The 20,595-nt window shown below is 36.7% G+C and carries 18 protein-coding genes; 11 read left to right on the forward strand and 7 right to left on the reverse strand.

The genetic code is table 11. The features are described from left to right. Window positions 1-113 precede the first annotated feature (113 nt). The 6 genes from A6M14_RS07210 to A6M14_RS07235 all read left to right on the forward strand — a co-directional run bounded on the left by A6M14_RS07210 (window position 114) and on the right by A6M14_RS07235 (window position 7,558). Window positions 114-692 (forward strand): cob(I)yrinic acid a,c-diamide adenosyltransferase, encoded by a 579-nt coding sequence (locus tag A6M14_RS07210; RefSeq protein ID WP_152874301.1) that lies wholly within the window; start codon window positions 114-116, stop codon window positions 690-692. Window positions 693-835: 143 nt separating this feature from the next. Further along, window positions 836-1,561 (forward strand): glycerophosphodiester phosphodiesterase, encoded by a 726-nt coding sequence (locus A6M14_RS07215; RefSeq protein ID WP_152874302.1) that lies wholly within the window; start codon window positions 836-838, stop codon window positions 1,559-1,561. Window positions 1,562-1,822: 261 nt separating this feature from the next. After that, complete coding sequence (locus tag A6M14_RS07220; RefSeq protein ID WP_152874303.1) at window positions 1,823-2,989, forward strand: acyl-CoA desaturase; 1,167 nt, start codon at window positions 1,823-1,825, stop codon at window positions 2,987-2,989. A 122-nt stretch (window positions 2,990-3,111) separates the two neighbouring features. Next, entirely contained in the window at window positions 3,112-4,557 is a 1,446-nt protein-coding gene (locus tag A6M14_RS07225) for a protein adenylyltransferase SelO (RefSeq protein ID WP_152874304.1), read from the forward strand. Window positions 4,558-4,644: 87 nt separating this feature from the next. After that, on the forward strand, window positions 4,645-5,250 hold the full coding sequence (locus tag A6M14_RS07230; protein WP_152874305.1) for a L,D-transpeptidase family protein: 606 nt from the start codon (window positions 4,645-4,647) through the stop codon (window positions 5,248-5,250). A 151-nt stretch (window positions 5,251-5,401) separates the two neighbouring features. Next, the gene (locus tag A6M14_RS07235; protein ID WP_152874306.1) at window positions 5,402-7,558 is read left to right on the forward strand and encodes a TonB-dependent siderophore receptor; all 2,157 of its coding nucleotides are present in this window, start codon (window positions 5,402-5,404) and stop codon (window positions 7,556-7,558) included. Window positions 7,559-7,609: 51 nt separating this feature from the next. Here the strand turns inward: A6M14_RS07235 and A6M14_RS07240 are convergent, their stop codons facing one another. From A6M14_RS07240 to baeS, 3 genes are all read right to left on the reverse strand, one after another. Continuing rightward, entirely contained in the window at window positions 7,610-8,965 is a 1,356-nt protein-coding gene (locus tag A6M14_RS07240) for an amino acid permease (RefSeq protein ID WP_152874307.1), read from the reverse strand. A 195-nt stretch (window positions 8,966-9,160) separates the two neighbouring features. Beyond that, on the reverse strand, window positions 9,161-9,847 hold the full coding sequence (locus A6M14_RS07245) for a response regulator (protein ID WP_152874308.1): 687 nt from the start codon (window positions 9,845-9,847) through the stop codon (window positions 9,161-9,163). Between the two features lie 13 nt (window positions 9,848-9,860). Next, window positions 9,861-11,513 (reverse strand): sensor histidine kinase efflux regulator BaeS, encoded by a 1,653-nt coding sequence (gene baeS, locus A6M14_RS07250; RefSeq protein ID WP_152874309.1) that lies wholly within the window; start codon window positions 11,511-11,513, stop codon window positions 9,861-9,863. Window positions 11,514-11,648: 135 nt separating this feature from the next. On the opposite strand from baeS, the gene A6M14_RS07255 reads away from it, so the two are divergent. From A6M14_RS07255 to A6M14_RS07265, 3 genes are all read left to right on the forward strand, one after another. Beyond that, window positions 11,649-12,260 (forward strand): hypothetical protein, encoded by a 612-nt coding sequence (locus A6M14_RS07255; RefSeq protein WP_152874310.1) that lies wholly within the window; start codon window positions 11,649-11,651, stop codon window positions 12,258-12,260. A 310-nt stretch (window positions 12,261-12,570) separates the two neighbouring features. Continuing rightward, window positions 12,571-14,373 (forward strand): acyl-CoA dehydrogenase C-terminal domain-containing protein, encoded by a 1,803-nt coding sequence (locus A6M14_RS07260; protein ID WP_152874311.1) that lies wholly within the window; start codon window positions 12,571-12,573, stop codon window positions 14,371-14,373. Window positions 14,374-14,544: 171 nt separating this feature from the next. Continuing rightward, a complete protein-coding gene (locus tag A6M14_RS07265; protein ID WP_152874312.1) occupies window positions 14,545-16,326 on the forward strand; it encodes an acyl-CoA dehydrogenase C-terminal domain-containing protein in 1,782 nt (593 codons plus the stop codon). Between the two features lie 61 nt (window positions 16,327-16,387). On the opposite strand, the gene A6M14_RS07270 is transcribed toward A6M14_RS07265, so the two are convergent. Continuing rightward, window positions 16,388-16,570, reverse strand: a complete 183-nt coding sequence (locus tag A6M14_RS07270; protein ID WP_152874313.1) for a hypothetical protein — start codon at window positions 16,568-16,570, stop codon at window positions 16,388-16,390. 163 nt (window positions 16,571-16,733) lie between these two features. On the opposite strand from A6M14_RS07270, the gene A6M14_RS07275 reads away from it, so the two are divergent. Further along, window positions 16,734-17,231 (forward strand): phosphate-starvation-inducible protein PsiE, encoded by a 498-nt coding sequence (locus A6M14_RS07275; protein WP_152874314.1) that lies wholly within the window; start codon window positions 16,734-16,736, stop codon window positions 17,229-17,231. Between the two features lie 36 nt (window positions 17,232-17,267). Here A6M14_RS07275 and A6M14_RS07280 read toward each other — a convergent pair whose 3' ends face one another. Continuing rightward, window positions 17,268-17,726: an RcnB family protein gene (locus tag A6M14_RS07280; RefSeq protein WP_171500253.1), complete on the reverse strand. Its 459-nt coding sequence runs from the start codon at window positions 17,724-17,726 to the stop codon at window positions 17,268-17,270. 180 nt (window positions 17,727-17,906) lie between these two features. On the opposite strand from A6M14_RS07280, the gene A6M14_RS07285 reads away from it, so the two are divergent. Next, window positions 17,907-18,359, forward strand: coding sequence for a hypothetical protein (locus A6M14_RS07285; RefSeq protein ID WP_171501282.1), 453 nt, complete (start codon window positions 17,907-17,909; stop codon window positions 18,357-18,359). 82 nt (window positions 18,360-18,441) lie between these two features. Here the strand turns inward: A6M14_RS07285 and A6M14_RS07290 are convergent, their stop codons facing one another. Together A6M14_RS07290 and A6M14_RS07295 are read right to left on the reverse strand one after the other, a co-directional pair. Next, entirely contained in the window at window positions 18,442-19,905 is a 1,464-nt protein-coding gene (locus tag A6M14_RS07290; RefSeq protein WP_152874316.1) for a phospholipase D-like domain-containing protein, read from the reverse strand. Between the two features lie 113 nt (window positions 19,906-20,018). After that, a partial coding sequence (locus tag A6M14_RS07295; protein WP_152874317.1) for a TonB-dependent receptor domain-containing protein occupies window positions 20,019-20,595 on the reverse strand: 577 nt, incomplete at its 5' end.

The raw sequence follows: 20,595 nt of genomic DNA on the forward strand, positions 1-20,595 counted from the left end.
AATGTCAACAGACCCTAATATCATCAGGCTAAAAATAAATACTTTTGAGGATAATGTCACACCTGTGGCATTATCCTTTTTAAATTGAGATATCTGAATATTAAGGAAATAACATGGGACACCGTTTAAGCAAAATTTACACCCGTACAGGCGACTCAGGAACAACAGGATTAGGCGATGGTTCACGTGTTTCCAAAGATGACCTACGAATTGAAGCATTAGGTGATGTAGATGAACTCAACTCAAGTATTGGCGTATTACGCTCACAAATTGCGATAAGTGCAATTGAAGACAAAACCACTTGGGATAAATCGTTAAGCCTTATTCAACATTGGCTTTTCGACTTGGGTGGTGAAGTTTGCATTCCAAACTTCAATTTGGTTCAGCCTTTAGCCATTGAATATTTAGAAAACGAAATTGACCGCTTAAATGAAGATCTTCCTATGCTAAAAGACTTTATTTTACCTGCGGGTTCACTAGCATGTAGCTATGCACATCAAGCACGTTCGGTTTGCCGTCGTGCGGAACGTCGTTTAATGTCTGTTCACGCACGTGATCAAAACATTCAAGCGCCCTCTCTACAATTATTAAACCGCTTATCCGATTGGTTATTTGTCGCATCTCGAGCATTACAACGCGCAGAAGGCGGTTCAGAAGTCCTTTGGCAAAAAAATATTAACGAAACAATCTAAGAACTAAAAAAACCGATAAAGAACAAGGTAATTCATCCGATAGTACTTGCATAAAAGTACTATCGGATCAAAATATGTAACGTCATATTTCTGTCACTTTAATCCATCAAAATGAACTACATCTTTAAAATGATGAGCCATGCATGCGCATAATTGGTCATCGTGGTGCTCGTGGGGAAGCACCTGAAAACACCTTAGGTGGTTTTCAATATATTCATGATTTAGGTATTCGCGCGGTTGAATTTGATGTTCGACAGCTGAAAGATAATGCCCTTGTGATTATGCATGATGATGATTTTGCGCGTACCGCAGGACAAAGCAAACATCTTTATGAATGTAGTCGGGAAGATTTAGAACACTATAATCAAGCTATTGCATGGTCAGAATGGAAAAACATCGAGAAAACGCCTTTGCTCGATGAAACCATGAAAATTATTTTCAACTTCGATCATATTGAAGTTGAAGTCAAAGCGGTTCAATCTGCTTATGAAGCCAATACACTGGTTGAATCTTTACAGCAACAACTGATGGGCTATGAACATTCAGCAGTGATTACCAGTTTTGATTCAAAAATTCATCATGCATTAAAAAATCAAAACTCGAATTTTAAACGTGGCTTACTTATTGAAGATGACATTCAACATCGTGCCATTGATCAAGCCTTAGAACTTGGATGTTGTCAAATTGGTTGGATGAATCAACTTGCAACCAATGAGATGATTACTGCTACTCAAGAAGCAAAATTAGCCATTAGTGTATGGACAGTCAATGATGTAAAACGCGCACAAGAATTGTTCCACTTAGGTATTAATGGATTAATCACTGATTTCCCAAAAGAAATGCAAAAATTGCTCAATTCCACGCGCTAAATATTTGACGTAAATCCTTTATTTCCAAGTGTTTCAATTGGTTTTATCAGTATCGTCATTCTATTATCACGGCTGCTCAAACTTCGATAAAACCAATCATCAGCTTGGCTATTTTTATATCAATTTAACACAATACAACTGTACAATAATGATAGTGCATCTTTTTATATCCATGCTAAGATGCTATTAAGATCGGCTTATATTTTTATAAAGCTAAGGCTACATTTATAACCTGCAAAGGTTCTAGGAGTACTGTTGGAGATGAATGCTCCCCTACCAAAAGCCCCAATCAACTGGATTGCAGTTTTTGCATTGGTGTTTTTACCTATTGTTGCGATAATCGCTATCCCGCTTTACGCATATCATCACGATTTCAGCGTAAGTGCATGGGTGAGCATGTTTGTTTTACTAGGTGTCAGTAGTCTTGGTATTACTGCGGGCTATCACCGCCTTTGGGCACATCGTGCTTATGAAGCAACATTGCCTTTAAAAATTATTTTAATGCTTATGGGGACATTTGCAGTTCAAAACAGTATTTTGTTCTGGGCTTCAGGTCACCGTACACATCACCGCCATGTAGATGATATCGATCAAGATCCGTATTCTATTAATAACGGTTTTTGGTACGCTCATATTGGTTGGATGCTTCGCAACTATCCTGCGGCAGAAGCGAACTATAAAAATGCACCAGACTTGTTAAAAGACAAAGTGGTGATGTTCCAAGATAAATATTACGTTCCATTAGTTATTGCTGTTCATGCTGCTATTTTGTTACCTATCGGTTGGGCAACGGGCGATATGTGGGGTGTCTTGTTATTAGGTGGATTAATGCGTTTAATCCTCAGCCATCACGTCACATTCTTTATTAACTCTTTATGTCATATGTGGGGCAAACGTCCTTATACAGATGAAAATACTGCGCGTGACAACTTCTGGTTAGCAATTGCGACTTGGGGTGAGGGCTATCATAACTACCATCACATCTTCCAATACGACTACCGTAATGGCGTAAAATGGTGGCAATATGATCCAACGAAATGGTTAATTTGGTCTTGCTCTAAACTTGGTTTAGCTAAAAATTTACGTCGGATTCCAAGCTTTAATATTAAAAAAGCTGAATTGGCGATGAAATTTAAATATGCTGAACAAGATTTAGCGGTTTACGGTCATAATGTCACTGAAGATATTTCTACTGTAAAAAGCCGTATTGCTCAAGAATATGATGCTTTCTCTCAAACCCTAAACGATTGGACTAAATTGAAAGAACTTGAAATTCAAGCGAAAAAAGCATCTATGGCGGAAAAAATTCACCAAATGGATGACAAATTAAAAGTTGAATTCCAGTTGGTAGAACAACGTCTTGCACATCATCGTGCAGCGCTTAACTTGCTTGTACGCAACTTAAAAAAGAATCCTGCTTCTAACTAAGTGAGCAACTTTAAAAGCCCCATTGATGGGGCTTTTTTATTGTGTGTTGAATCAGAAAGCTTTTTATAAATGATGTTTAAGTTTGCTATATTGGTAGCAGAATTTTTATAGATCTTTGCCTTATGCAATTTAATGCTCGCTACCCTTCTCTCAGTCCAAAGCTTTATCATCAACAAGCACCTGCTCCTTTAAAAGGTGCAAAAGCAGGTCATTTTAATGAAAACTTAGCCAATGAATTAAATTGGTCAGAAGATGATAAAAAACACTGGATAGAAATTTGTAGCGGTCAAAAAACATTTGATGAGTTTCCACCACTTGCAATGGTTTATGCAGGTCATCAATTTGGACAATGGGCAGGTCAATTGGGTGATGGGCGCGGTTTACTCATCGCACAAATTTTAGATAAAAAGAATCAAACAGTTGATTTACATTTAAAAGGTGCAGGTTCTACACCGTATTCAAGAATGGGCGATGGTCGTGCTGTTTTACGCTCGGTTATCCGTGAATATTTGGCAGGACATGCGCTGAATGCTTTAGGTGTTCCATCAAGTAATGCTGTTGGTTTTACATCTTCAACACAAGGTGTACAACGTGAAAAATTAGAACTTGGCGCAATGATGTTACGCACTTCAGATTGCCATATTCGTTTAGGGCATTTTGAATGGATTAATCAATATCAAGCAGATTTACTCCCTGAATTCACGCAAAAATGTATCGAATGGCATTATCCTGAAAGTTTAGATGCCGAACAGCCTATATTGGCATTTGCTACAAAAGTTATTCAACGAACAGCCATTATGATTTCGCATTGGCAATTGGTTGGCTTTGCGCATGGTGTAATGAACACCGATAATTTAAACATTACAGGTTCAACTTTAGATTTTGGTCCTTACGGTTTTATGGAGCGTTTTCGCCCAAATTGGATCAATAATCACAGCGATTACAAAGCACGTTATACCTATCAACAACAGCCAAGTATTGGACATTGGAATTTATGGACATGGCTGAATAACCTCGTTCCACTTTGCCCCAAAGACTACGACAAAGAACAATGGAAAGATGAACTTGCTCAGTGTTTAGAACATTTTGAACCAACCTTCTTAGAACACTACAAACATGGTTTAAGTCAAAAGATGGGCTTAGCTAGCTTCCATAAAGACAGTTTCGATTGTGCGATGGCATTCTTACGCATTTTGCAAAGCGAACAGCTCGATTACACGCAAAACTTTATTCGACTGCAAAATAAAGAATATGAAAGCATTAAAGATGATTGCCTAGATCGATTTGCCTTTGAAAATTTCTTAATGCAATACGAAACGATTCGCGAAGGACAAGATGTAGATGAACTTGATGCACAAATGCAAAAAGCCAATCCACATTATATATTGCGTAATCACATGGCTCAAAAAGCAATTGAACTTGCCGAACGAAATGATTTTTCTGAGCTTGATCGTTTGTTTAAGCTACTTTCACATCCATTTACAAAACAAACTGACCTTGAGCAGGCAAACGATTTAGCACCGTTAGCGACTGATGTTCCTGAAGTTGTGGTGAGTTGTTCTTCTTAATTCATATTTACTCACAAAACACTTGTGGATAATTTAATCGTTATCCACAAGAATTAAAGGATAAGTGAGCAAATAATTATTTTATAAATGATCAGAAATCGTATTTTCGCTATTGTTTTAATTTTTCTAAGCTGTCTTGTTGTCGCGTTTATCGTGAATCAAAAATATGGCAAATACTTACCTACAACTTCAAATGAAATTTCATTTCCTCAAGCCTTAACTCAAGATGAAATTCAGAAAATTCGTAAAGAATCTCCTATTTCAAGCATCCAAGTGTATAAAAAAGAACGATATCTTCTGTTAAAGCATAATGATCAAACCATTCGAAAATACCCCATACGTTTAGGCTTCACCCCTATTGGGCACAAAGTTCAAGAAGGCGATGGAAAAACACCTGAAGGTCGTTATGTTATCGATTGGCGCAATCCGAAAAGTGCATTTTATAAATCTTTGCATGTTTCATATCCTAATAAAAAAGATCGAGATATTGCTAAAAATTTAAACGTTTCACCCGGTGGTGACATTATGATTCATGGCTCTGCAACCACAAAGCAAGTAAATGTGTTACCCAGTTTAATGAATTATTTTCCAAAAAGTGATTGGACTTGGGGATGTGTTGCTGTCCGTAATATCGATATAGATGAACTTTGGTTACTTGTAGATGATGGAACAATCATTGAAATTTATTCGTGATCTCAAGCTCAGAACATAAATTAAGCCATATAAATTTAATCCAGTTGTTTCATTATTTTTATTTTGTGTAAATAAACACCATATCATTAACAATAAAGATTATCATTTGTGAAATTTTAACGATAAATATTTCACATTTTGAGTAACATTTATGAATGTATATCACAAATTAAAACTCAATAAATACACTCTATTTTTATGCAGTACAGGTTTAAGTTTGTTTACAAGCTATGCATTTTCAGATGATCAAACACTTTCAACTTTAAGTTTTACAGCAACAGAAGATTTAGGTAGTGCGGAACAAGGCTATAAAACCAATCAAGTTTCACAAGTTGGGCCTTGGCAAGGTAGAAAACTTCAAGACTTACCCTACTCATTACAAGTTTACTCTCAAGATTTAATTCAAAATTTACAATCAACATCGAGTACAGATGAAATTTATAGAATTAATCCAACCATGCAATTTAGCGCACCTCAATATGCAAATGACCAACCTGTTGTTTTCTTACGAGGCTTTCGAGTTGCAAATAGCTTTCGAGATGGTTTAGCTGGTGATCAATACGGGCACGGTACAACTATGGAAGATACAGAAAAAGTTGAATTCTTTAATGGTTTATCGGGCTTTTTATATGGTCCTGCCAATGTTGGCGGCATGATGAATTTTATAAGCAAACGTTCAACGGTTGAACCGCTTAATGAAATAACATTAGGAAGTACAGGCGGGAAAAATTGGTATGTTGCCGGTGATTTTTCAGGGAAGCTTGATGAAGCACAAAAGTTTGGTTATCGCCTGAATGCCATGAAACAAGATGGCGAAACGCAAATTAAAAATCAAAGTATCGACAAAAAATTTATAAGCCTTGCGCTCGATTGGCAACCGACCGATCAACTGACCTTACAACTTGATGCAATGTATCGCGACTTTAATATTGATGGAAAATCTGCCGACTGGGATTTTTCAGGGAAAAATATAAATCGTATTTCAGCGAAAAAACTAAAAAATGACATATCTTGGAGTCAAGATTGGACCAATAGCGAATACAAAACCGAACGTTATGGCGCACATTTAAATTGGCAAGCAACCGATCAACTCACATTCCGAATGAATTATTTAGAAAGCCAAAGTGACCGAGCAACCCAACTTGCCACCAATAAAGTGAATGCTGATGGTACATATTCACAAATCGTTCCGCGCATTTATGCAGCAAACATGAACAGAAGAACAAGCCAACAGTTTGATAAACGTACATCGACTTATTTGGACTATCAATTTAATACGGCGAGTATTACTCACAAATTAACATTTGGCTATCAAACAGCGAACACCACACAAAAACGCTTTAAGAAAGATGCAAAAGATATCATTTATAACAACTTAGACATTTCATCTCCAAGCTATTTTCCAAAACCTATTGGTGAAAGTTTAGATCGTGGTGAATTTAAAAGTAGCGCAGATAGCAAAAGTGAAAGTTGGCTTCTTGGCGATGACATTACATTTAACGATCAATGGTCTGCTTTAATTGGCGGTGCTTACATCAAAATTAAGAATAAATTAAAAGATACTGAACAATCTGCATTTACGCCAAACATCTCTGTTATTTATAAACCACAAGATAACATCACCACATATGTCACTTATATTGAATCTTTAGAAAATGGTGGAATTGCGCCTGATACTTCAGGTTCACATATTGTAGTAAATGCGGGACAACAATTTGATCCACTAAAAAGCAAACAAATTGAGCTAGGTTTAAAATACGATTTCAACGACCAACTTGCTTTAAATACTGCAATTTTCAAAATTGATAAAGCACTTGAATATAGCCAAAATATTGATGATCGAAACGCAATTTATGTACAAGATGGGCGTCAGGTTCACCAAGGAATTGAGTTTACGGCAACAGGAAAACTGACAGATCGCTTTTCTATAGTCGGTGGTTATACCTATTTAGATCCAAAAATTAAACAACAGAAAAATAAGCCAGAACTTGAAGGTAAACGTCCACCTGTTGTGGCAAAAGAAATGTTTAAAATTTATGGTGAATATGCACTTCCTCAAACCGAAAACTTAGCAATAAATGCAGGACTAATTTATACAGGTAAAAGCTTCGCAGATAAGGAAAATACGGATGTTCTACCTGCCTATACTTTATTTAATATCGGTGCTCGTTATCAAACACAATTTAAAGATGTACCCATTACATTACGTGCCAACTTAAACAATATATTTAATAAGCACTATTGGAGTAATGATTTAAACTTAGGTGAACCACGCACCTTACTGTTTTCATCGAGCTTTAAGTTCTAATATCTAGACTTTCACTCCAAATAAAAAGGACTCTTTAGAGTCCTTTTTATTTTATGCCTGATTTCTATGTAAGAGTTTGAATACAATAAATAATAATACAATCCATACAGGAAGCATCAATACAGAAAGCATAAAACCTTGTGTCCACATAATAAACAAGATCATCAACATAAACACTAAAACAAAATAGTTGGTGAACGGTGCAAATAATGCAGGAAATTTGGTTTTAATTCCCTCTTTTTTCATGGCTTGTCTGAATTTTAAATGAATCAAACTAATCATCATCCAGTTTAAAACTGCTGCTGCAACCACAATATAAATTAAATAACTAAGCGCTTTTTCAGGCACAAAATAATTTAGTAATACACAACCAAAAATAAGAAATGCAGAAAATAAGACTGCTGGAACAGGAATACCTTGCGCATTGACCTTTTTAAATATTTTCGGTGCATTATCTTGTTCAGCAAGCCCTAATAACATACGGCTATTGGCATACATTCCGCTATTACACACAGATAATGACGCGGTCAAAATAATAAAATTAAGTAAATGTGCCGCCCAATGAATCCCCATTTGATTAAAAATAATCACAAATGGGCTTTTGTCTAAACCACCCAAATCAAGCTGATTCCATGGTACCAATGACAATAAAATAGCAAGTGAACAGATATAAAAAAGGAAAACACGAATAACTGTTTGATTTACAGCTTTTGGAATATTCTGATCTGGATTTTCCGTTTCAGCTGCCGCCATACTAATTAGTTCAATACCGCCAAAAGCAAACATCATAAAGGCAAGCATGTAAAACAAACCTTCAAAACCATGCGGGAAAAATCCACCATGAATCCATAAGTTCTGAATTGATGCTGTTGATGTTACATCGGCAGTTACAAGCAAATACACACCAAAAAGAATCATCGCAACAATGGCTAAAACTTTAATAATAGAAAGCCAAAATTCAGACTCACCATAAATTTTTACATTGGCTAAATTCATGAGGGTAACAAGGACAAAAAAGAATAGTACCGTTAACCACGTTGGAATTTCAGGCCACCAAAAATTGACATATTTACCAATTGCAGTGAGTTCAGTCATTGCGACTAAAATATATAAAACCCAATAATTCCAACCTGTTAAGAAGCCCGAAAACTTACCCCAATATTTAAAAGCAAAATAACTGAATGAGCCTGTTACAGGTTCATGCACAATCATTTCACCCAATTGGCGCATAATTAAAAATGCAATGATTCCGCCAATGAAATAGCCCAAAATAATCGATGGACCAGCAGATTGAATAATATGCGCAGAACCTAAAAATAAGCCTGTTCCAATTGCACCGCCCATTGCGATGAGCTGAATATGACGATTCTTTAAGCGTCGTTGTAATTTAGGCGTGTTGCTGTTCAAAACACACTCTCATTATGAAGAAAAACTGAATTGTAAATGTTTCCTGATCAATCGCCTAATCAAGCAACATAAATCTATATTATTTTTTAGGGAATACTTATATGGATGAAACTAAAACTTTATAAATCATTTATATTGAATATAAAAAAAGCGAAGATGTTTTCACTTCTTCGCTTTTTCATTCTTAAAGATTAATTAATCTTCAGGATATTCAAAACGGTAGCCTACACCATAAACAGCTTGAATCCATTCGTGGCGATTTCCTGTTTCCGCTGCTTCTGAAATTTTACGGCGTAAGTTTTTAATATGACTGTCAATCACCCGATCCGCAACATCAAAACTGTCAGGGTTAATATGATCAAGTAATTGTGCCCGTGAATAAACATGCCCAACATGCTCTAAAAACAACTCGAGCAAGCGAAATTCTGTTGGCGTTAAACTTAAAGACTTTTGTTGATACCAAATACGCTGTTGCGCTTTATCCATACGGAATAAATCGTTGCTTTCAGGCTCTGCTTTACGCTCTAAACGACGTAAAACGGCTTGTACACGTGCAACTAGTTCTTTCGGACTAAATGGCTTACATACGTAATCATCTGCGCCCATGTTCAAACCAAGTACACGATCAATTTCTTCTGTACGCGCAGTCACCATAATAATTGGTAAGTCTGATTGTTCACGTACTTTACGGCAAATGGTTAAGCCGTCCATACGAGGTACCATCAAATCTAAAATCATGAGGCTTGGCTTACGCTGCATAAAGCTGTCATAAGCTTCCTGACCATCGTGAAACATGCTGACTTCAAAGCCTGCAGCTTCTAAATAATCACGTACCAACTGTGCAAGCTCAACTTCATCTTCCACTAACATGATATGTTTCATGCATGCTTTCCTTTTATTGTTTCATTTGTTTCGGGAAGGTTAATTTGCAACGCAAACCACCTAATGGTGAATGATCAAAACTCAGTTGACCACCCAATGTTTGTGCAATTTTAGCCGATAAAGCCAGACCTAAACCTGTTCCACCTGTCGCACGAGTTCGAGAATCATCCACACGGTAAAATCTTTGACCTAAGTTCGCCAATTGTTCATCGCTTAAACCCAATGGACTATCATCAACATAGACCGTCCATTCAGTCGCAGTTTGTTCCGTATGTACATGAACTTTACCACCTGATTCTGTATAGCGAATACTATTACTCAATAAGTTCACCATAATTTGTTTAAAACGATCTACATCTAATTGTAAATCTGTTCCCTCACCTGTTGTAGTGATGGTTAAATTGGCTTGTTCAAATTTTGGTATAAAGTTTTCAACTTCTTGCTCAATCACAACCCACGGATTTACTGTTGCCAAATAACATTTCAGTTGCATGGCTTCTGCTTGCGCTAAATCGGCTAAATCTTGTGTCAGTTTTTTCAAGCTGCTCACCTGATTAAGCATTGAATTAAAATGCTCAGGCGTTGGCTTACGAATACCATCTTGCATCGCTTCAATTTGTGCTTGAAGAACTGCAAGCGGTGTTTTTAACTCATGAGATGTATCTGCAACCCATTGACGACGCGATGTTTCATGCTGATCGAGCATTGTTGCCAAATGATTGAGCTGATTCGATAAATCGCCCAATTCATCATTTCGGTTTACGGTCACTTGATGTAAATAATTACCCTGTGTTAATTCTTTTGTCCCATTCAACAAACGCTGAATTGGCTTTTTAAAATAGGTTGCCAATAATAATGCTGCAATCAAACTCGCAAAAATGGTTAAACCGTACACCAATAGCAAATATCTTTTTTGATTACTAAAGAAGTTAATACTTAAAGCATCATCTTGATCTAAAACAGGTTTTAAACCTAAATAACCTACAATTTTATGATCGACCATAATTGGACGAAATGCCATTTGATCATCCGATTGCTCACCCACAATAAACTGCTGTTCTGCATCATATAAAGATAAACGTGAACTTAAACCTAAACGGTCAGGCATCGAAATAAATTGCTTTTTATTGGTGGTATTTTCAGTTTTTTGCCCATCTTTATTGTTCTGTGCAATTTTCGCTAAATTTTGGTTTGAACTTAATGGAAATCTTAAACCTTCAAAGGGCTGAAACTCTGAGGGTAAATTCAGTTTAAGAATACTTAACTCTTCATTACTTAATGCAGGTTTGTTCTGTACTATTTTTGCCATATTAGAAGAATTAACAATGGTGTGTTCTTCAAAATAGCGCTGTTGTAAGGCAATATCATATTGCCGTCTAAGCCACCAATGTGACAATTTATCGTAATCATCTGGCGCAGCTTCACCTTCAATTTGAAGCATTTGCGCTTGAATTGCATTACCCCAATCATGATATTCCCCATAGACTGCTGCCAAGTTAGTTATTAAGTGATCTAACTTTTGCATTTCAACATCTGCCACATATTTGGCAAAGTTTTTCTGCATAGTCCAATGTAGAACCCCAAGACTGACGGTCGTAATCACAACTGTGGTAAAAAGCACAGTTAAGAACAAACGTAAGGCAATGGGAAATCGACGAATATTCAAGAGCCAAATCTCTATTTTTCTTCTATATTCGACATTGTAACCAACACTGACTTAAAAAACTCTCCATTGTTTCTTCATCATTATTATTTAATCTGTAAGCATCGAATTAACTTCTTCTTTTTGGAGATTACAACAATGAATAACATGACAAAGATTGCTTTAATTGGTGCAAGCGTTTTAAGCATGGGGGCTTTAACCGCTTGTCAATCTACTGCGAATACACAAGACAAAAACCATTCACGTATGATGAAAGATCATCATGGTAAACCAGACCGTAAAATGTCACCTGAACAACGTGAAACATTTGAAAAATCTCGCGCTGAACATCGTGAAGTAATGCAACAAATCCATAAAGCATGTGATGACAAAGCAACAGGCACAACTGTTCAAGTTAAAGCGGGTGAAAAAACAATTGATGGCACATGTGTCATGCATTTTAAATCTGAACACAAAAAAGTAGACAAACAAGCGCGCCAAGATCATCGCCCTATGCGCGGTGAAATACGCCAAGGTGATTTCAAACGTGGTGAGCCATTAACAGATGCTCAACGTGCAGAACTGACTAAAAAGTTCGATCAACGTCTTGCTGAGCGTCAAGCACACCAACAAGCCGTAGCAAAAGCATGCCAAGGTCAAAAAGATGGTAAAGCTGTACAAGTAAAAGTAGGTACACAAACTTTAGATGGTAAATGTGAAGTTCGCTTCCAACCTAAAGCACCTGTTCAAGCAGCCGCTCTCACCAAATAAAATATTTACTTTCACTAAGATATTGATATTAAAGGCGCATTATTGCGCCTTTTTTGTTCGATATTGTTTTTTAGATTGATTGACTATTTATGTCATAAAAAATTCAATAAAAATGTATACACTCTAAATACTTACAAAAATCTCTAATTATTTTTTTGACTTAACAGTCACTATCAATATTCAAAGAAATACTTGTACCTTCATCTAAGATGTTGCAGGATTAGGCTATTCAAATACGTGTCACTGAAGACCCGTTTACAATGTTATCTGGATTATAACGCTGGTTTAAACCAGTATTGAGGAAACCGATATGCCACAATACAAAGCGCCCCTACGTGATATGCAATTCGTATTGCATGAGTTATTAAACGCTGAACAACATTATGCAACTCTTCCTGCATTCCAAGAAAGCGTTAGCCGCGAATTGGTCGATCAATACTTAGAAGCCGCTGCAGATTTCTGTGAAAATGAACTATCTCCTTTAAATCAAGTGGGCGACCGTGAAGGTTGTACTTGGAATGATGGTGTTGTAACCACACCTACAGGCTTTAAAGAAGCGTATCAAAAATATGTAGAACTTGGTTTCCCTTCACTTGCTGCTGAAGAGCAATACGGTGGTCAGGCATTACCAAACTCGTTAGGTATTATCATTTCTGAAATGGTTGGTACGTCTAACTGGGCATGGGGTATGTACCCTGGTCTTTCTCATGGTGCAGTTCGTACTTTAGAACATCATGGTTCTGCAGAACAAAAAGACGCTTACCTACCTAAACTTGTTTCAGGTGAATGGACAGGCACAATGTGCTTAACAGAATCTCATGCAGGTTCTGACTTAGGTATTATTCGCTCTAAAGCTGAACCACAAGCTGATGGTAGCTATGCAATTTCTGGCGAGAAAATCTTTATCTCTGCTGGTGAACACGATATGGCAGAAAACATTGTTCATATCGTTCTTGCACGTTTACCAGGTGCACCTAAAGGCACTAAAGGTATTTCGTTATTCATCGTACCTAAATTCAACTTAAATGCAGATGGCTCTGTAGGTGAGCGTAATGCAGTACGTTGTGGTTCTATTGAACACAAAATGGGTATTCACGGTAACGCAACATGTGTAATCAACTTTGATAACGCAAAAGGTTTCCTTATTGGCCCTGAAAACCGTGGTCTAAACTGCATGTTCACATTCATGAACACTGCACGTATTGGTACGGCTGTACAAGGTTTATCTGCATCTGAATCGGCTTTCCAAGGTGCATTAACTTATGCGAAAGATCGTTTAGCAATGCGTTCACTTTCTGGCCCTAAAGCACCAGAAAAAGAAGCAGATCCAATTATTGTTCACCCTGCTGTTCGTAACATGCTGATGACTCAAAAATCATTTGCAGAAGGTTCACGTGCGCTTGTTTATAACTTAGCGTTATATGCAGACACAGCTGAAAAAGGTGCAACTGAAGAAGAACGTAAAACTGCAGACAACCTATTGTCTTTACTTACGCCAATTGCAAAAGCATTCTTAACTGAAATTGGTTCTGAATCTGCAAAACACGGTGTTCAAGTATTTGGTGGTCACGGCTTTATTTCTGAACACGGTATGGAACAAATTGTTCGTGATACACGTATTGCTTGCTTGTACGAAGGTACAACAGAAATTCAAGCACTCGATTTGTTAGGTCGTAAAGTTTTGGGTACTCAAGGTGCAATGTTGAAAGACTTCACTAAGATTATTCATAAATTTACTGAAGCAAATAAAGACAATGCTGCAATGAAAGAATTTGTTGAACCGCTTGCTGCTCTCAATAAAGAGTGGGGCGAATTAACAATGCAAATTGGCGCTAAAGCAATGCAAAACCCTGAAGAAGTAGGCGCTGCTGCGGTAGATTACCTATACTTCTCTGGCTATGTAACACTTGCATACCTATGGGCTCGTATGGCGCTTGTTGCACAAGAACAATTAGCTGCAGGCTCAACAGAAGTAGACTTCTACAATGCGAAAGTAACCACTGCTCGCTTCTACTTCAAAAAAGTACTTCCACGTGTACGTTCACACGTAGAAGTAATTGCAGGCGGTTTAGAACCATTAATGTCTTTAGATGCTGAACATTTTGCATTCTAAAAAAATGACGTTCTAATGCAACACAGAGAAAGGACAGTCATTGAATTGGCCGTCCTTTTTCTTTATAAAAGATATGGAAAAATTAATTCTTTAGTCGTCTAACAATTTTAAAAACTCTCGATTAGACTGATTAAAACACGGAAAAAACAGACACAATAACGGGTGACCGCGATGCCAATTTATAATGCACCTCTTGCAGACATGAAATTCATCCTTAATGACGTATTTAAGGCCGAAGAATTCTGGCAAGCCAACGAAAATCTTGCTCATGTAGATGCTGCAACAGCTGAAGCTATTTTAGAAGAAATGGCGAAATTTGCACAAAATGTAACTTTACCGATTAACCGTACAGGTGATGAAGAAGGTGCAACCTATAGCAATGGCAATGTGACAACCCCTGCGGGCTTTAAAGAAGCTTTTAAACAATATGCAGAAGGTGGTTGGATTGGCTTGGCAGCTGACGCTGAATGGGGCGGTCAGGAAATGCCAAAAATGCTGACTGTACTTTCAGATGAAATGCTGTTTGCTACAAACCCATCTTTCATGCTCTACCCACTTCTTTCTGTAGGTGCAGGTATGGCTTTAAATAGCTATGCATCTCAAGAGCAAAAAGAAACCTATTTACCTAAAATTTACTCAGGTGAATGGTCAGGCACAATGTGCTTAACAGAACCACATTCAGGTACAGATTTAGGCATTATTAAAACCAAAGCTGAACGCAATGAAGATGGCACTTACCAAATAACAGGTACTAAAATCTTTATTACAGGTGGTGACCACGACCTAGCAGAAAACATCATTCACCTTGTACTTGCAAAAACGCCTGATGCACCTGCAGGTTCACGCGGTATTTCACTGTTCATCGTGCCTAAATTCCTTGTAAATGAAGATGGTTCTTTAGGCGAACGTAATGCGGCAGGTCCAGGTTCTATCGAACACAAAATGGGGATTAAAGCTTCTGCTACATGTGTCATGAACTTTGATGGTGCGAAAGGCTATTTGGTTGGCAAAGAAAATGAAGGCTTAGCAGCAATGTTCGTCATGATGAACTACGAACGTTTGTCTATGGGTATTCAAGGTTTAGGTGCTTCAGAGTTTGCTTATCAAAATGCGGCGCAATATGCGACAGATCGCTTACAAGGTCGTAGTGCTTCAGGTGTTCAATCGCCAAACAAGCCTGCCGATAGCATTTTAGTACATGGCGATGTACGTCGTATGTTATTAAACGCACGTGCAAATAACGAAGCGTCTCGCGCATTTGCTGTGTATGTAGGTCAGCAACTTGATATCACAAAATTCTCAACAGATCCTGAAGCGGTTAAAGCTGCAAATGATCGTGTTGCCCTATTAACACCAATTGCAAAAGCATATCTTACAGATACGGCATTCAATGCAACGCTTGATGCACAAATGGTCTTTGGTGGTCATGGCTTTATTCGTGAATGGGGTATGGAACAATGTGTACGTGACTTACGTATTGCCCAAATTTATGAAGGTACAAATGGCGTTCAATCACAAGATTTAATTGGTCGTAAAACCATTAAATGTGGCGGTGAATATATTTCAACTTATATTCAAGAAATCCGTGATTTTGCAAATGCTTTAGATGCAGATTTAAACTTTATTAAAGATGCAACATTAGATGCAGCTGCAGAAATAGAATCTGTTACTCAATACATCTTAGAAGCGGCTAAAGAAAATCCTGAATTCTCTAATTCAGCTGCGGTAGATTATTTACATGCAGTTGGCTTACTCAGCTTCTCGTATATGTTTGCACGCATTGCCAATGCAGCAAAAGATAAAGAAGGTGCGTTCTACCAAAACAAATTGTCGCTTGCGATTTATTTTGCACAGCGCATTTTGCCTGAACTTTCACTTCGTATTACCAAAATTAAAGCAGGTTCAGAAGTCATCACAAACTTCAGCGAAGATTACTTCACAAATCAGTCTTAATTTTTCTTAAGACAATAAAAAAACGCCTGATCATTCAGGCGTTTTTTTATGATGAAATATTTTATAACTTTTGAATCATAATGGTTGATGACTGTGAATTTATAATTTTAATCACACCACTACTTTGTAATGCATTACAAAGTTCTACGACTTTTTGCATTTCATCTTCACGAATCCCTGTCCCTAAAATTAGCTTTTTACCAGAACTTAAAGTGTCAATTTTTGTTTGAATCTTATCTAACATTTCTTTCTCCTTATCAATACTTTAGTCATAACATAAATTACAACAAATTAGTTCAAATAAAATACTATTTTTTATTATTTTAAAGTCATTCAATTTCATTAAATGTGCATGAAACTTGCTTATCTTTTAATAACGATAACTTGAACAGATATTAGGAGGACGCATGTCACATCGAAATCCCAAAATTGAAAAAATTGAAACCCTCCTCGACCGCTTTGGAAATCTTGCTGTAGAAGGCTTTCACTACATTGCCCTATTTGTGATTGGCTGTATGGTGATTTGGTCTGCGGGAAATACAGTTTTTGAAATTCTGACCATTAAAAAATTTGCGACGATTGATGACATTCTTCTACTTTTCATTTATTTAGAATTAGGTGCGATGGTAGGTATTTACTTTAAAACCAACCACATGCCTGTACGCTTTTTAATTTACATTGCTATTACAGCTTTAACACGTTTACTCATTGCAGATATTCAACACGATCACAAAGCAGATATGGGACTGGTGATTACAACAGGTTCTATTTTAATTCTTTCCTTTGCTATTTTAATTGTTCGTTATGCATCTTGGACTTATCCATCTGTTATGCGAGAAAAACATCCTGAAAAACTAGTAACTTCAGATAATCCTCCTCGCCCACAAGATGATGAACTTGCATAATAAAAAATCCCGCCAAATGTGCGGGATTTTTTATTTTTAATTTGGCTCTAAAATATAGCGACCATCTTCATAAATCCAATGCATACCGCTTGGCGGTGCAGGTAAACCTAATTCACGCCAATTGGTAATCACAATTTTAGTCGAACTTTTAATTTGTGCGACATTTGGATCTCCATTCACCCAAGTATAAGTTTGATGATTTACCGTTGTATAACTTGGTGCCTGATAGTTCAAACTAACACCGCCATGAGGATAAACATGACCTGATGGTGGTAATGGACGATTAGGCGGATATCCATGATTTGGATAACCTTGGTTTGGATAGTTTGGATGATGCTGTGGATAATGTGGTGGCTGTTGTGGATAATTTGGTCGATGTGTATTACCTACATTTACACCAATGGAAGCATTCCACTTTGGACTATTTGCCTGCACCAAAGAAGGCATAAATAAAAATACCATAGTACTTAGTGTAACCATTCCTATGCTTTTCATTACATACCCTCTTAAAAGTTTATTTCATTATAAATAATAGTTTAATTTATAAAATGAAGAAAAAACCAACAATTACATATTTTTTGTAATTCAACATCTATCTGTTTTTCTATGAATATCAACCCATAGAATGAACAGAGTTATGTTAAAATTATTTTATTTGTATTGGATCAAATCTCTGTGTCTGATTTAAGTTTTGACCGTTTATATGAATTCTTCTGCAAAGTACCAAGTGTTCAAAAAGCTTTCATCGACTCTTATGGTTCCGATGGAAAACACAGTTGGTGGTTTAAGTTCCAAATTAATATTGAACATGACCTCGCTTGGCAAACAGTACAAGAACTTGGACATGTATTAAATTACATTTCTAAAAATGAACGTCTTCCAACACAATTTTTACCTGTATCTCCGCCACCTTATATGAATGGTGAAGCAAAGCAGTTTTTATGTTGGGTTATTCAATGTAATCATGTAGATTTTCCACCCGATGTTGTCTGCGATTGGTTAGAAGCTCGTTTACCAAAACCCATTGAAGATGAAACTCAGTGGAAAATTAAAACAGATTTACATGAATTAGATAATATTTCTGATAAAGATTTAGATGCGATTGTTCCGCCAAATCCTAAGTCTTAAAGAATCCCTCCTGACCTCCCTTTAAAAAAGGGAGGAATTTCCTCTCCTAAAAGGAGAGGGTTAGGGAGAGGTAAAGCACAGATTAAAAAGTAGACCAACCACTCCATTCCATAAAGCGGTAAACGCCATATTTAAATTTAGACTCATCTGCATATTTCGCATATTCAACACTCATATTACGACCTTCTAAGTTAGACCAAGCTGTATTAAAAAAGCCTTGAGCATCTTTAAAGACATCAGCTTGTTTTGAGCCAACTACACGCAAATTAGTTTCTAAATTATAATTTTTCAAATTACGTGCCGTGAAATTTGCAGAACCCAAAATTATTTCAGCTTGCTGAGCATTCGATTTAATCAACATTTTGCTGTGGCACTGCTCGCCTTGTGTATTACACCAACGAACAGTAACGCCTGCATCATTTAATTCCGAGGCAACTTGGCGGTTTGGAATACCATTTTTTTCACGCCCAAATGCATCTTTATTTGGGTCTAATAAAACACGAACATTCACACCGCGCTCTTTTGCAGTAATTAAAGCTTTCACAATTTGACGTTCAGACAAATAAAACATCGCTAAATCAATGTTCTCATTCTTTTTCGCAGATTCAATTGTCTTTAACGTTGCATCTAGAATAGCTTTTTCAGTTAAAACTTGTACTTGAGGTAAGTTTTTATCACCATCAAAATCACCAATCACAACGCCTGAAACATCACCTTTCGACATCATAACTACGGTTTGTTCTGTTTTAAGCACATCAATTGCAGTATTACCATCAACAACTAATGCAACATTTGAATGACGCGAACTCCCATCATGTGGATTCATAGAGGTGACTAATGTCTTCCACCCATCTTTGGTATCTACAGTAATAGTTTTTCTATGATTGGCTTTAAAGTTAAATAAATTAAAATAGCTTCTTAACGTAATTTTTTCATCACCAAATGGATTAGGCAACCAACCGCTTTCTGTTGTGTTTCCTAAACCTTGGCAGCAGATATACCACAAACCTGACCAAGCAGGATTCGATGCACGTAATGGTGTTAAATCTGTTTCAATGACATCTATTCCTCCTTGGCGTAACTGACGATAATTATTTGGTAAAATTCCACCATAAACAGAGTTAATTGGATCTGTAATAAATTTAATTTCAATATTTGGATGAAAGATTTTTTTATTAATCAGTGCATCGGTAAGTTGCTGCGTTAAATCTTGCTGTTGAACTTTTGATGCACCTACTTCTTTATTGAACAAGAACATATCAATCACAATCGTAGTTTGTGCATCATCTATGAGTTTTAGAATTTCTTTAAATATTTTTTGATCTTGCTGTTGTTTACCATTGGCATCAATATAGGTTTGATCTGCTAAAAACTGCACATTGGCATGACGTAATTTTCCTGTGAAGTTTAAACCTTCAGGTATTGGCTTGTACGTATGATAAATTGCCGAACATAAATATGTGACAGCCAATAACCCCAATGCAAGCCCAATATATTGCTTACGAGACCAATTTAATTTTTGATGAATTTTTTTAAAGATACGCATAAGAAAAAACCTAACCCAATATGCTCAGGCTAGGTTTTATTCTTTGCTTTTTCAAGCAGTTTTATGTTTTATCGCCGTCTACTCTCTTAAATTTTGATAAAACATGCACTCACTTAAAAACTAAAGTCTACGCCAACCGTAAAGTTACGACCCACTTGTGGAATGTTCGATAAGAATGATGCATGTTGATATACATCTTCATCTAACAAATTATTTGCTTTAAAGTAAACGCGATAGTCTGTGTCTTGCGCATATTTACCTGCATAAGCCACACCTAAATTCACCATGTTATAACCGCTTGTTTCTTGCTCGTATGCTGAAATACGATCTTGTTTAAATACATGTGAATATTCTGCTAAACCTGTCCAACCATCAGCAAAATCTACATCTACTTTAGTACCAACACGACCTGCTGGAACACGTGGAGCATTTTCACCATCAATTTTTCCACGAACAGCATCACCAAATAAACTTACTTTATAAGTGTCGTTAATTGCATAGCCTACTTGTCCTTCTACACCATAAAAACGAGCTTTGTCTTGTGTGTAATCGACTAAGCGGAAATTTTCATAACGATCAGTAGTTGCCGCATAAATATAGTTGTCATACCAGTTATGGTAAACATTCATGCTGTAATCTAAAGGACCATTTTCATAACGCAAACCAAGTTCTAAGAACCTATCCAGAATA

The organism is Acinetobacter portensis, assembly GCF_009372215.1.
Taxonomy (GTDB): Bacteria; Pseudomonadota; Gammaproteobacteria; order Pseudomonadales; family Moraxellaceae; genus Acinetobacter; species Acinetobacter portensis.